Origin of the sequence: Pseudomonas sp. BN414 (assembly GCF_029871275.1) — a bacterium.
GTDB classification, from domain to species: domain Bacteria; phylum Pseudomonadota; class Gammaproteobacteria; order Pseudomonadales; family Pseudomonadaceae; genus Metapseudomonas; species Metapseudomonas resinovorans_C.
Window position 1 is genome coordinate 1 of the sequence record NZ_SSOL01000064.1, and the last position, 13,781, is coordinate 13,781.

Annotated in this window: 9 protein-coding genes; 3 read left to right on the forward strand and 6 right to left on the reverse strand. The window is 63.0% G+C overall.

Annotated elements, in window-relative coordinates:
• The 5 genes from E8E95_RS12585 to E8E95_RS12605 form a co-directional block, all read right to left on the reverse strand.
• Positions 1-1,274, reverse strand: a 1,274-nt coding sequence (locus E8E95_RS12585; RefSeq protein WP_280350563.1) for an aldehyde dehydrogenase family protein, incomplete at its 3' end; no start/stop codon positions are given.
• A 94-nt stretch (positions 1,275-1,368) separates the two neighbouring features.
• Positions 1,369-2,283, reverse strand: coding sequence for a transporter (locus E8E95_RS12590; protein WP_280350565.1), 915 nt, complete (start codon positions 2,281-2,283; stop codon positions 1,369-1,371).
• Positions 2,284-2,347: 64 nt separating this feature from the next.
• The gene (locus E8E95_RS12595) at positions 2,348-3,598 is read right to left on the reverse strand and encodes an acyl-CoA dehydrogenase (protein WP_280350567.1); all 1,251 of its coding nucleotides are present in this window, start codon (positions 3,596-3,598) and stop codon (positions 2,348-2,350) included.
• A gap of 126 nt (positions 3,599-3,724) precedes the next feature.
• Positions 3,725-4,726, reverse strand: a complete 1,002-nt coding sequence (locus E8E95_RS12600) for a helix-turn-helix domain-containing protein (RefSeq protein ID WP_280350569.1) — start codon at positions 4,724-4,726, stop codon at positions 3,725-3,727.
• A gap of 184 nt (positions 4,727-4,910) precedes the next feature.
• Positions 4,911-5,303: a helix-turn-helix domain-containing protein gene (locus E8E95_RS12605; RefSeq protein ID WP_179058607.1), complete on the reverse strand. Its 393-nt coding sequence runs from the start codon at positions 5,301-5,303 to the stop codon at positions 4,911-4,913.
• A 199-nt stretch (positions 5,304-5,502) separates the two neighbouring features.
• On the opposite strand from E8E95_RS12605, the gene E8E95_RS12610 reads away from it, so the two are divergent.
• The 3 genes from E8E95_RS12610 to E8E95_RS12620 all read left to right on the forward strand — a co-directional run bounded on the left by E8E95_RS12610 (position 5,503) and on the right by E8E95_RS12620 (position 12,848).
• Positions 5,503-6,537 (forward strand): zinc-binding dehydrogenase, encoded by a 1,035-nt coding sequence (locus E8E95_RS12610; RefSeq protein WP_280350571.1) that lies wholly within the window; start codon positions 5,503-5,505, stop codon positions 6,535-6,537.
• Between the two features lie 38 nt (positions 6,538-6,575).
• Positions 6,576-7,037: a RidA family protein gene (locus tag E8E95_RS12615; RefSeq protein ID WP_280350573.1), complete on the forward strand. Its 462-nt coding sequence runs from the start codon at positions 6,576-6,578 to the stop codon at positions 7,035-7,037.
• A gap of 315 nt (positions 7,038-7,352) precedes the next feature.
• Positions 7,353-12,848, forward strand: a complete 5,496-nt coding sequence (locus E8E95_RS12620) for a trifunctional serine/threonine-protein kinase/ATP-binding protein/sensor histidine kinase (protein ID WP_280350575.1) — start codon at positions 7,353-7,355, stop codon at positions 12,846-12,848.
• 21 nt (positions 12,849-12,869) lie between these two features.
• On the opposite strand, the gene dapF is transcribed toward E8E95_RS12620, so the two are convergent.
• Complete coding sequence (dapF, locus tag E8E95_RS12625) at positions 12,870-13,667, reverse strand: diaminopimelate epimerase (RefSeq protein WP_280350577.1); 798 nt, start codon at positions 13,665-13,667, stop codon at positions 12,870-12,872.
• Positions 13,668-13,781 lie beyond the last annotated feature (114 nt).

A 13,781-nucleotide genomic window follows, 5' to 3' on the forward strand; every position in this document is an offset into this window, starting at 1 on the left:
ACGCTGTCGTTGGCCAGTTCGATCATGGCGTCCTCGTCGGTGAAGGGGATCACCGACAGCACCGGGCCGAAGACTTCCTCGCGCGACACGGTCATCTCGTGGTTCACGTCGGCCAGCACGGTGGGCTGAACGAAGAAGCCGTCGCCTTCCAGGCGCTCGCCACCGGCGACCACGCGGGCGCCTTCCTGGCGGGCCAGGTCAATGTGCTTGAGCACATTCAGCTGCTGCTTGCGCGAGACCAGCGGGTTGATCGCCGCGTCCTGGTCCATGCCCGGACCGATGGACAGGCCCTTCACCGCAGCGGCCAGGCCTTCGACGAAGGGCTCGTAGATGGACTGGTGCACGTAGAAGCGCGAGGCCGCGGCGCAGACCTGACCGTTGTTCAGCAGGCCGCCGAGCAGCGCGCCCTGCACCGCCTTCTCCACGTCGGCATCGGCCAGCAGGATCATCGGGTTCTTGCCACCCAGCTCCAGGGCGAAGCGGGTCATGTTCTCCATGCAGGCCACGCCGACGCTCTTGCCCACGGCGGTGGAGCCGGTGAAGGACACCTTGCTGATCAGCGGGTGCGACGCCAGGGCGTTACCCACGGTGCTGCCACCGCCGGTGACGACGTTGAACACGCCGGCCGGGATGCCCGCTTCGAAGGCCAGTTCGGCCAGGCGCAGGGCGGTCAGCGGGGTTTCGCTGGCGGGCTTGATGACCACGGTGCAGCCGGTGGCCAGCGCCGGCATGGCCTTCCAGGTGGTGATCATCAGCGGGAAGTTCCACGGCACGATGCCAGCGACCACGCCCACCGGCTCACGACGAGCGAAGGCGGTGAAGCGCGAGCCCGGCGGGATCGGGATGGACACGTCCATGGTCTGGCCTTCGATCTTGGTCGCCCAGCCGGCCATGTAGCGCATGAACTCGACAGTGGCGCCGACGTCCAGCATGCGCGACATGTTGATCGACTTGCCCTGGCTCAGGGTTTCCAACTGGGCCAGTTCTTCCGCGTTCTCTTCCACCAGGGCGGCGAAACGCAGCAGGATGCGCTCGCGGTCAGCCGGACGCAGGCCGGACCACGCGCCTGATTCAAAGGCGTGGAAAGCGGACTGCACGGCCTGGTCGACATAGTCGAGCGACACATCCGGCACGGTGGCGATAGGCTCGCCCGTGGCCGGATTCACAACCTTCGTGGTCGGGCCTTCCGGCAGCACCCACTGGCCATCGATGAAGCAGCCATGGCGGCGCTCCAGGAATGCCGCCACCTGCGGCAGGATCTCAACCTTGCTCATGTTCGGTCCTCTTGATGTTGAAGGGACGTTGCCTCGTTTTCCGGGCAAGGCAACGCCATCGGCAGAAGTGCCGGGTTGTCTGGACAGTGGGGAATCAGAAGATCTTGACCAGGCGCAAATTGACGCGAAAGTCTTCCTTCGGGCCGTTGCGAACTTCCAGGTCCTGGCCCACCTGGCCCATCAGCTGCACGGTTGGAGCGACCATATGGGCAACCGACAGCAGATAGCGTTTGGTATTGAGCGAGTCGTCGAGGTCGACGCCGTTCAAACGATTCTCGCCGCCTGTCGTGTGGAAGTAGCTCACACCGACGAAGCTGCCTGGCGAGAAGTCGTAGCGAAGGTGGGTTTGCAGCTCGAAGATGTGGGACTGTTTGCGGGTCATTCCGGCGAAGTCGTCGTTCTCGCCGAAGAAATCCCACTCTGCGGTGACCTCCCCGGCGAGGTTGCCGAACAGCGGCTGGGTGTAAGACGTGTGGAGAACGCCTTTCCAGCGGTTCTCACCGATGTTGACCGGACCATCGTCAGCGTCGTAGTTGCCGAGGGGAGGGGCGATCCAGGCGCCGAACGACAGGTAGCGTCTGCGCGCAGGATCATTGATGAGCCAGAACGCGCTGCCGATGAGGGGATCGCCCACGCCGCTGGCGCTTGCGTCCGCAGCACCTTTCATTCGCAGGCTGCCGAACGGGACTATGACCTGCGGTGCGGCCAGGAGCGGTCCGAGTTCGACGTAATGCACGGCACGAAATGCCGCGATGTCGTTGTCCAGCCCGAACCCTTGCGTGTCTTGCTTGTGGCCGTTCAGGTAAACGTCGTTGCGTTCGGCATGGTTGTAGTAGAGGACGGCCAGGTTGGTGCCGGCGGGAAAGGCGACGTAATCGCCGGGGTCGGTGGGGATAACACCTGCGCTGGCACTGGCACCGTACAGGGCACTCAGCAGCAGGAGGGTGCGAATCAGGCGTTTCACCCGTTTTGCAGGCGGGGTTGGAGCGGGGGCGTTGCTGGATTTCATTGTTGCGACTCCCTTTCTTGGATTTGTTTTGAGTGGCGACGTCAATGACTGCTGGTGGCGCGTGCTACAGGTGGAACACCGTGGAAAGGGAGTCGTAGTCGTCCTGCTTCATCAGTTCGTGAAGCTGGCGACGACGCACGCCCATGTTGCCGCCGTCGAACAGGGGAAAGGCGAGGGCATCCTGGAGTAGCGAGGCAAGGGGCGACGTGGCGTGGTCGTAGCTGTCGATGCCGACGACGCGCATCAACTCGGTGATGACCCGCACGGCGGTTTCCGAGCCGAACACCTTGGCGTGCAGGGCGAGTTCCAGGGCTTCGGGGGCTTGCTGGTCGAGTGCGAAGCAGGCCCGGTAGCTGAGGCTGCGCACGGCCTCGATGGATGCCTTGGCATCTGCCAATGCATAGCCCACGGCCTGATGTTCGATGACGGGAACAGGGCCACCCCGTCGTTGGGTCCTGGCGAAGTGCAAGGTGAAGTCGAACGCCGCGCGCAGGACACCAAGCGACATGACGCCGACCAGGGCCGCGGTAGCCGAGAAACTGGCGTCCACCACCTGAAGTCCCTGGCCGACGCCGCCGACGATGTTGCCTTCGGGAACCCGCACCTGATCCAGGGTGAAGTTGGATGTCAGGTGGCCTCGGTGCCCTGGGGATTCGTGATAGCGGTTGACCCGGAAACCTGCGGCCGGTCCCGGTACGAGGAGAACGGAAACGCCGTTCTGCGGCGCTACACCGGCATCAGTGCGGCACACGACGCAAAGCAGGTCAGCCCCCTTGCCGTCCCACCCCGAAGCGCCAGAGATCCATTGCTTGGCTCCGTCGATAACCCACTGCTGGCCGTCCAGGCGAGCACGGGTGCGAACACCGCCGCCCACTGCATCGGAGTGGTAGTTCGCGCTGCCGCCCGGCTCACTGGATGCAAGCGCCGCCAGCGGTGCACCACGGCATTCGAGGAAGGGCGCGACGAAGGCCTTTTGCTGCTCCGGGGTGCCGGCCAGGAAGATCGGCATCAGGCCCAGTAGGTTGGCGAAAGCCGTCAGCGGGACATTGGCGTCTTCGGCGTAGAACTCTTCAGCGACTATGGCCATGTCGACCATGCCGCCACCTTCTCCGCCGAAGGGTTGCGGGATCAACCGGCGCAAGAATCCTTCGCGAACCAATTCCTCATAGAACGGGCGGGTCGCCAGGAAGCGGCTTTCCGGGGTGGGCAAGTAGTGGATGGCTTCCCTGACCTGGCTCAGGGTTTCCCGGGCGAACCGGCGCGCGGCGGCTTTCAGCTCCGCCTGGGCATCTGTCAGGGTGAAATCGATCGACATGAGACGACTCTCCGAAAGGGCACTGGAACCGGGGAAAGCCGCTGGATATGCGGCTTCCCCTCAAACCGGATGCTACGGAAGGTCGGGAGTGGGCTCTTCGCCGTGGAGGAACGGCTTTGTTGACTGTCAGCGCAGTGCGGGAGCGGGCTGCTTTGCGTGCAGGGCTCGATAGTCCCGTGCAGTTAGTTGGAAGCGATTGCGGAAGGTGCGGCTGAAGTGGGCGGCGTTTTCGAAGCCCCAGGAATAAGCCAGGTAACTGATGGAGTAGGTGTCGGCGGGCAGGTTTGCGAGGTCGCGCGCACAGCCGTCCAGGCGCATTTCCTGGATATGCCGGGCAACGGTTGCACCGCTGCCCTGGAACAGTTGGTGGAGGTAACGCACCGAGATGCCCAGCGCCCTGGCAATGGCCTCGGGGCAGAGCTCGGGCTGGCGGATATGTTCGGCGATGTACGCATAGGCCCGGTTGAGGTGGTAGGTCTGCAGATTGCTCGCGGCGATGGGGGCTCGGTCGCTCAACTCGCTCAGGGCACCGCCGAGCAGGTCGAGGGTGCTGCCGGCCATGAAACGGAAGGTCGCGGGCTGGATTGCATGGCGCTCATCGAGCAGTGATCGCAAGTGCCCCGTCAGCAAGCGACCTACCCCACGGCCACCGTCCACACGCAGGGCCGTGATTCTTTCGGCGCCTTTCACATAGCGCTGGAACAGGTCTCGGGGCAGGCGCACGACCAGCTGTTGCAGGTCGCCACTGAACTCCCAGCGAAACGGCTGGGTGCAATCGTAAAGCGCACCGTCTCCGGGTTTGAGTACTACGCTGCGGTCGCTCTGGATCAGACGCCCTTCGCCCTGCAGTTGCAGGCTGTAGAGAAAGGCATCGTCCGTCCCCTGGCGGATGTGCGCGCGGTCGTGTGCGCAGTGGCAGCTGACCGATGTCACGCGACTGAGGTACAGCTCACCGAACATCTGCTCGATCAGCGTGGCCTTAAGCCTGTGCTCGGGCTGCAAGGTGATGCGCAACGGCGCACAACTGCGCTCGACGGCCGCCTCCCAGGCATCCACCTCGTCGAAGAAGAACTCATCGAGGGCGGAGGAGGGCCGCTGGCTTGAACTGGCCGGGAGTACTTCGCTCATCTGCATATTTCCTCACACCGTATCTCGACTATGGGGCATTGCCGTTGCTCCGCGTTCGGTCGTACTCCGCGAGTTTCCACTCGGGCGAGAGGCGCTTGTCAATGCTGTGCATTGAGAGTCAAGCAAGTCGTTCACCGTCAGCAAAGTGAGCTTTCCGCCAGCGCATAAGATTGCCGTGCCGGCGCTATGAAACTGACGATTCCGCTTTCTGCAGATTCCGCTCGAGTTCATCCAGTGCGGCGGAATTTCGCGCTGCCCAGTCATAGAGCTCGCGCAGTGGCTCGACGAAGGTTTCCCCCAGCGGGGTCAGCGAATACTCGACCCGGGGAGGAACGACGTTGAACACTTCGCGATGCACCAGACCGCTGTTTTCCACGTCCCGCAAGGTCTGCGTGAGCATCTTCTTGGAAATGCCAGGGAGGGTTCGCTCCAGTTGTCCGGTCCGCAGCGCGCCGTGGCTCAACGCGTAGATGACCATGGAGGTCCACTTGCCATTGAGGATGTAGTGGATGCGTCTCTGCGGGCAGTTTTCCCTGAGTACGAATGCGGATTCGGCGTGTTCAGTAGTGGCGTTCATTGTGGTTACCAAAAGGTGTCTATGAAACTGTTTGGTATCTACGGCACTGAAAAGTGCCTACTTACATAAAGGATCATACGGTGATTAGGATGGTATCACCCGATTGGTGACTTCGACTGAAAGCCGCCAAGCGGTCAGCGCAAGACTCCCTACCGAAGCGGCCTTGCCAACACGTTCAACCTGATTGCGAGATACCACCATGAAAGCAGCTGTCATCCATGCCTTTGGAGGCCCCGAACAACTCCGACTCGAAGACGTACCCACGCCGGTTCCCGGTCCAGGTGAGGTCCTGGTGAAGGTGCTGGCTGTCGGCATCAACCGTCTGGATCACTACGTGCGTCTTGGCCAGATTGCGCCCCAGCTGGCTTTCCCGCACATCCTCGGTTCTGATGCGGTGGGCGAAGTGGCGGAATTGGGCGCTGGTGTGACCGGCTTCAGCGTTGGCGAGCGGGTAATCTCGATGCCGGGCTATCCGCTGGATGCGGCGGAAGCGCAGGTTCGCCCCGTCACCAACGCGGCCAGCTATGCCATTCCGGGTATCCACGTGCCAGGGACCTATGCGCAGTACATCGTTGTGAATGAGCGCTGGCTGCTTCGGGACACCACCGGGCTGCCGGTCGAGCAGATCGCTGCGCTGCCGGTTGCCCTGCTCATCGCGATCCGCTCCGTACAGATCGTCGGCGAAGTGAAGGCGGGTGATCGGGTGCTCATCCATGCGGGGGCCTCCAGCACCGGCATCATGAGTATCCAGGTAGCCCGTGCGCTGGGAGCGCGCGTGGCGGTCACCGTTCAGAGCGAGTCGTCGGCCGCGCTTGCGGCCAGCCTGGGCGCCGAACTGGTCATCAACAGCAACGAAGAAGATTTCGTCGAGGCACTCGGCAAGTGGACGGAGGGGAAGGGCGTCGACGTTGCGATCGACAATCTGGGTGGCGATGTACTGGCCCGGACCATCGAGGCGGTCCGGCCGATGGGTATCATCGTGGCCATGGGGTTCATGGCGGGCAGCGAAGTCACCTTCGACATCAGGAACTTTTTCTTCACCCAGAAGCAGCTGCGCGGAACGCTGGTCGGCGATATCGAAGACTTCGCTGCCTGGCTCGACCCCATCAAGGAAGGCAAGGTCAAACCGGTGATCGACAGCGTCCTGCCGTTGTCCCGTGCGGCGGATGCTCACGAACGCATCGCCAGCAACCGGGCGCGCGGGAGCATCATCCTCCTGCCCTGGGCGGAATGATGATCCGGCCTGGGGAAGGGCGCATCGCTGATCCGGCGATGCAGCGCCTGGTCGCGCTCGGCATCGGCCTGCCCAAACCACCACAACCGCTAGGTGCCTACCTGGCGGTTGTCGAGGCTGGAACGACGCTGCACGTTTCCATGCAAGGGCCGGTGATTGATGGACGACCGATGCTGACCGGATTGCTCGGGCGAGAACTTTCGATTGAAGAGGGCCGCATCGCGGCCCGGCTTTCCGTGCTCAATTCGCTCGCCCAGTTGCACCAGCACCTGGGCAGCTTCGAACGCATCCGACAGGTAATTCGCCTGGAGGCATACGTGGCCTGCGACGAAGGTTTCGTGGCACACCCGCAGGTGGTGGACGGCGCGTCCGAACTCCTGGCCAGCATCTTCGAGCAGCGGGCCGGCCATGTGCGCTCGGTATGCGGGGTTCGCAACCTGCCAGCTAACCTGCCCGTGGCCATTGCCCTTAGCTTTGAACTGGCAGGTGCGGAGCACTAGCAGCGGTAAAGCGTTGCACTGAAATTTCCAGAAGCATTTCTCCGCTCGCTCAGCCGGGCCTGTTCATCAGATTTCACCTTGGATGGTTAATTTCTGACCTAGCCTTTTTGCAGCACAGAAGAAGCAGACGGCCCGCCAATCAGGGCACCCGGGGCAGTAAATCCCGCACCGGGTTGCACCGCACGCCCCGCAGTCAATCGAGCCTCCCCTCGAGCCTCCCCTCGAGCCATATGGACATGAGTGACCGGCTCATGAAAGGGCGGTTGGCCCTTGCGCCGGCGGCAGACATACAACCTCCAGGCGATGACATAGGCGATGGGCAAGCGTTCGTCGATCTTGTGGGACGATGGTGAACGCACCTACTGCCGGGAATTCCGCCTGGGCGAGGAGGGCGGACAGAGCGTTCTGATCGCCCGCCTGGTCGCCGAACACCCTTCGCCTGCCGCCCTAGATCGCCTCACCCACGAATTCAGCCTGAAGGACGAGCTGGACGCCGCCTGGGCGGTGCGCCCACTGGAACTGGTGCGCGAAGCTGGCCGGCCTTGCCTGGTGTGCGCGGACCCGGGTGGCGAGCTGCTGTCCGAACTGCTCGCCGCCCCCATGGAGACCGGGGATTTCCTGCATCTTGCCGTGAACATCGCCGGGGCATTGTCCCGATTCCACCAGCGCGGCCTTGTCCATAAGGACCTCAAGCCCGCGCATATCCTGGTGAACTGCACCGACGGCCAGGCCCGGCTCAGCGGATTCGGCCTGGCCTCGCGGCTGCCTCGGGAGCGGCAGGCGCCTGAACCGCCGGAAACCATCGCCGGCTCGCTGGCCTACATGGCGCCGGAGCAGACCGGCCGGATGAACCGCTCGATCGATTCACGCAGCGACCTGTATGCGCTTGGCGTCACGCTTTACCAGATGCTGACCGGAACCTTGCCGTTCCAGGCCGCCGATGCCATGGAATGGGTTCATTGCCACATCGCCCGCAAGGCTGTTCCGCCCCATGAACGGGTGGCAACCGTTCCGGCCATGGTTTCCCGCATCGTGATGAAGCTCCTCGCGAAGACCGCGGAAGACCGTTACCAGACTGCCGCCAGCCTGGAGCATGACTTGCACCAATGCCTGGCCGACTGGCAGCGCCAGCGTCGCATCGATGAGTTTCCCCTGGATGAACGTGGCACGCCTGACCGGCTGCTGATCCCCGAGAAGCTGTACGGACGGGAGCACGAAGTGGAGGCACTGGTTGCGGCCTTCGATCGCATCGTCAACAGCAACTCGCCGGAACTGGTGCTGCTCTCCGGCTATTCCGGCATCGGTAAGTCCTCGGTCGTCAACGAACTGCACAAGGTGCTGTTGGCGCAGCACGGGCTCTTCGCGTCGGGCAAGTTCGACCAGTACCAGCGCGACATCCCTTACTCGACGCTGGTTCAGGCGTTCCAGAGCCTGCTGAGTCCGCTCCTGGGCAAGCGCGACAGCGAGCTGGCGCGCTGGCGCACGGCCTTGTCTGACGCGCTGGAACCCAATGCGCGGCTGATGACCGATCTGCTCCCCGAACTGAAACTGATCATTGGCGAGCCACCGCCCGTGCCGGAGCTGGACGCGCCCCAGGCAAAACGCCGGTTCCTGCTGGTGTTCCAGCGTTTCATCGGTGTATTTGCCCAGGCCGAGCATCCCCTGGCGCTGTTTCTCGATGACCTGCAATGGCTCGATACGGCGACGCTCGATCTTCTGGAGGAACTGCTGACCAGTTCGGACCTCCGCCATCTGATGCTCATTGGCGCGTATCGCGATAACGAAGTGGATGCGCTGCACCCGCTGACGGGCAAGCTCCAGGCCATCAGGAATGCTGGCGGCCGGATCGAGCAGATCAGCCTGTCCCCCCTGTCAACGGCGCACATCACTCAGTTGATTTCCGAATCGCTCCATTGCAGCCCGGAGCATGTCGAACCGCTGGCCCGGCTGATGCACGACAAGACCGCCGGCAATCCCTTCTTCGTCATCCAGTTCCTCCACGCCCTGGTCGACGGAGAGCTGCTGACCTTCGATCACGAGAGGGAGCAGTGGCTTTGGGACGCCGGGCGAATCCACACCAAGGGCTACACGGATAACGTCGTTGACCTGATGGTGGAAAAGCTGAGCCGCTTGCCTGCCGAAACTCAGCAGGCACTGCAGCAGCTGGCCTGTCTGGGCAATGTCGCGAAGACCCACACGCTGGCTTCCGTGCTCGGTGTCAGGCGCTCCCAGCTCCAGGCTTTGCTGTGGGAGGCGATTCGCCAGGAACTGGTCGAGCGGCTGGATGGCGCCTATGCCTTCGTGCACGACCGCATCCACGAAGCCGCGTACTCGCTGATCGCCGAAACTTCCCGAGCCGAAGCCCATCTGCGCATAGGCCGAATGCTCGTCAAGCAGACGCCGGAAGAAGATTGGGAGGAGGCGATTTTCGAGATCGCCGGCCAACTCAATCGTGGTGCCGGGTTGATCACGGACCGCGAAGAGCGGGAGCAACTCGCCGAGATCAACCTTCTGGCCGGGCGGCGGGCCAAGGCCGCGACGACATTCGCTTCGGCGCTCACTTATCTCGCGGCCGGTGCCGAGCTACTGGATGAAGTGTCCTGGGAGCGCCGACATGAGCTGGCTTTCGCACTGGAACTGAATCGCGCCGAATGCGAGTTCCTCACCGGCCAATTGATCATTGCCGACGAACGCCTGGCGGCCCTGACCCACCGTGTCGCCGGTCCGGTCGAATGGGCCAGGGTGGCGTGCGTGCGAATGGATGTGTGCCTGCTGCTGAACCAGAGCAGTCGCGCGGTCTCGGTGTGCCTCGATTACCTGCGGCATGTGGGCATCGAATGGTCACCCACGCCTGCGGATGAGGTGGTGCGCGGTGAGTATGAGCGCATCTGGACCAGTCTCGCCGGCCGCCCGATCGAAGAGCTCATCGACCTGCCACTGATGGAGGACGCTATTGCTCTTGCGACCGTCGAGGCGCTGGTCAAGCTGACGTCACCCGCCTTGCATGCGAATTCGAACCTGGCTTCCCTGACGATCTGCAAGGCGATCACGCTCAGCATCGAGCATGGCAACTGCGATGCCTCGTGTGTGGCCTACGCCACCGTACCCAGGATTACCGGGCGGCGCTTCGGCGACTATGAGGCCGGCTATCGATTCGGCGAACTCGCCTGCAAGCTCGTCGAGCGCCTGGGTCTCCAGCGCTACGAGGCGCGCACCTACTTCTGCTTCTCGGTCTTCGTGGCGCGCTGGGCGCAGCCCATACGGAGCTGTTCGGAGCAGTTGCAGCGAGTGTTTGCCACGGCTAACCGAATTGGTGACCTGCCGTTTGGCGCCTTCTCGCGCAACTGTCTTGTCTCGAACCTGCTGTTCGCCGGTGAGCGATTACCCGAACTTCAAGAGGAGGCCGAGCGGGGGCTGGCCTATGCCCGCAAGATCCGTTTCGGACTCGCCATCGGCTTCATTGAAAACCAGCTTGCGCTGATCCGCTCGCTGAGGGGCCTCACTCCCATCTTTGGTTGCCTGGATGATGAGCACTTCAATGAGCGCCTGGCCGAGGAGCGCATAGCGGACGTCTCGCGGGTGCTCGCGTGCTGGCATTGGGTGCGGAAACTGCAAGCGCGCTACCTGGCAGGAGACATCGAGGCCGCCATGGAAGCGGCGTCGAAGGCGCAAGAGGTGCTCTGGGCGTCTCATTCCTTCATCGAGGAAGCCGAGCACTTCTTCTACGCCGCGCTGGCCAGAGCAGCGCTGTGCGACAGCATCCCGGTTGGTGATCGCCAACAGCATCTGCATGAGCTGATCGCGCACCAGCAACAGCTGCAAAGCTGGGTAGCGCTCTGTGCCGAGAACTTCGCCAGCCGCGCCCTGCTGGTGAGCGCTGAAATCGCCCGCATAGAAGGCCGCCGCGTGGACGCCGAGCTGCTCTATGAACAGGCCATCCAGTCGGCGCAGGAAAGCGGTTTCGACCAGATCGAAGCGTTGGCCAATGAGCTCGCGGCGCAGTTCTACGCATCGGCTGGCTTCCACAAGATCGCCCGCCTGTACCTGCAGGATGCCCGCTATGCCTACCTGCGCTGGGGGGCGATGGGCAAGGTACAGCAGCTCGAGCAGGCGCATCCGTTCCTGAAGGCGGACGACCCGGCCCCTGGCCCGACGAGCACCATTGCCACGTCGGTGGAGCACCTGGACCTCGCGACCGTGATCAAGGTGTCGCAGGCGGCTTCCAGTGAAATCGTCCTGGAAAGATTGATCGACATGGTCATGCGGACGGCCATTGAACAGGCCGGCGCGGAACGTGGGTTACTGGTGCTGTCGGACGCCGGCGAGGCACGCATAGCGGCAGAAGCGACCATGGGAGGCGAGGCCGCCGAGCTGCAACTTCGCGACATACCGGTGAGCGCGGAGATGCTGCCGGAGTCGATCCTTTTCCATGTCCTGCGCGCCCACGAGAGCATCGTGCTGGATGATGCCTCTGCCGACCCCGGCGTTGCTGCGGACACCTACATCCGCACGCGCCACTGCCGCTCGATTCTCTGCCTGCCGCTGATGAACCAGGCGAAGCTCATCGGTGCCCTTTACCTGGAAAACAACCTCACGGCCCGCGTATTCAGCCCGACGCGCATCGCCGTGCTGAAGCTGGTTGCCTCGCAAGCCGCGATTTCCCTGGAGAACGCTCGCCTGTACCGCGAAGTGGCGGAGCGCGAAGCGAAGATCCGGCGCCTGGTGGATGCCAACATCATCGGCATCGTGGTCTGGAACGCCAGTGGCGGCCTGATCGATGCCAATGATGCCTTTCTCCGCATCATCGGCTATGCGCGCGAGGATCTGTTGGCGGGCCTCCTGCGCTGGCGGGACCTGACGCCGCCGGAGTTCATGGCGATCAGTGAACGCTCCCTGGCGAGTGCGTTGCAGACGGGGAGGGCGCAACCCTATGAAAAGGAATACATCAGGAAAGATGGCAGCCGTGTGCCAGTGGTCGTCGGCCTGGCTTCCTTCGAAGGGAGCCGGAAGGAAGGGGTCGCGTTCGTGCTGGACCTGACCGAACGCAAGCAGGCCGAAGAACAGGTTCGTGGGAGCGAGCGGCGCTACCGCGAAGTGCAGACGGAACTGGCACACGCCAACCGCGTCGCCACCATGGGTCAGCTGACGGCCACCATCGCCCACGAAGTCAATCAACCCATCGCAGCGACCATCCTCAATGCCCAGGTCGCCCAGCGGCTACTCGGTGCCCCATCACCCGACCTCGGCGAAGTCGGAAACACGATTGGGCGAATCATCAAGGATGGCAACCGGGCGGCGGATGTCATCGGGCGCATCCGTGAGCTGTTGCGGAAGGCGCCTTCCCAGAAGCTACCGATGGACCTCAACGAGGCGATCCTCGAAATGGTGGAATTCACCCGCGGCCAGGCCACCAAGGGCAAGGCCCTGGTGAAGCTGCAACTGGCAGAGGGCCTGCCGCGCATCGAGGGCGACCGTGTCGAACTGCAACAGGTACTCCTCAATCTGATCATCAATGCACTGGAAGCGATGAGCGACGTCGGGGATGGAGGGCGGCAGCTCGTCATCAGCACGGTCGAGGACGATGGCGGTTACGTGCGGGTGGCGGTGAGCGATTCAGGTCCGGGATTCGCCTCGGAGCCAGAGCAGATCTTCGCACCGTTCTACACCACGAAGTCCGCTGGGCTGGGCATGGGCTTGTCGATTTGCCGCTCGATCATCGACGCCCATGGCGGCCAATTGTGGGCGAGCGCAAACGAGCCCCGCGGTGCGACCGTCCAGTTCACGGTTCCTGTTCATGGCGCTGCTTCCTGACGAGCACGGGAAGGGCAAGGCTCAGCTGAAAGACTCTTCGTCCAGGCTGTAGCGGCCTACGCGGCGCACCGGCCCTCGCATCAGGACCTCGAAGTTCTCATCCAGCACGATCTGGATCAGTCCACCGGGCATATGGACATTCACCTGCGGCTCCACGAGTCCCAGCCGCCGGCTGACCGCTGCTGCAGCACAGCTGCTGGTACCCGAGGACAGCGTATAGCCAACGCCTCGCTCCCAGATGCGGACTTCCAGGTTGTGGCGGTCGATCACTTTCACGAACTGCACATTGGTGCGATTGGGGAAGGGCTCGAGATGCTCGATGACCGGCCCCAAGGAGCGCGCGGTTTGTTCATCGGGTTGATCCATGAAAATCACACAATGCGGATTGCCCATGGAGACCGGATTCAGCCGCAGCTCGCGTCCCTGCACATTCACCTCCAGGGCGTTCCTGTCCGGGAACTGCGCCCGCCCCATGCGAATGGCAACGTTGCGGCCTTCATCCAGGACCTGGCACGACACCACTCCCCCGGCCGTATGAACCTGGAATTCGCCTGCCGCAACGTGGCCGCAATCCCAGAGGTAGCGGCAGAAAATTCGCAGTCCATTGCCGCTTTTCTCCGCTTGGGAACCGTCGGTGTTGTAGATGATCACGCTGGGCATTTCGCCCTGTGTGAGCACCGGGACAAGAATGCCGTCCGATCCGAGTCCCCTGTGTCGATCACAGGTCCGCGAGATTTCCGCCGGCGAAAGAGCGAAAGGGAGCTCGCCTGCATGAACCAGGTAATCGTTACTGGCAGCGTGGTACTTGAAGAAATCCATGGTGATCTTCTGTTCGCAAGGTGCAGCGAGATTAGGCAAGGCCGGAGGTGCGAACAAGCCTGCAAGGGAACTCGATGTCCCCATGGAAATGCTTGACCTTAAAGTTAAGTTAAA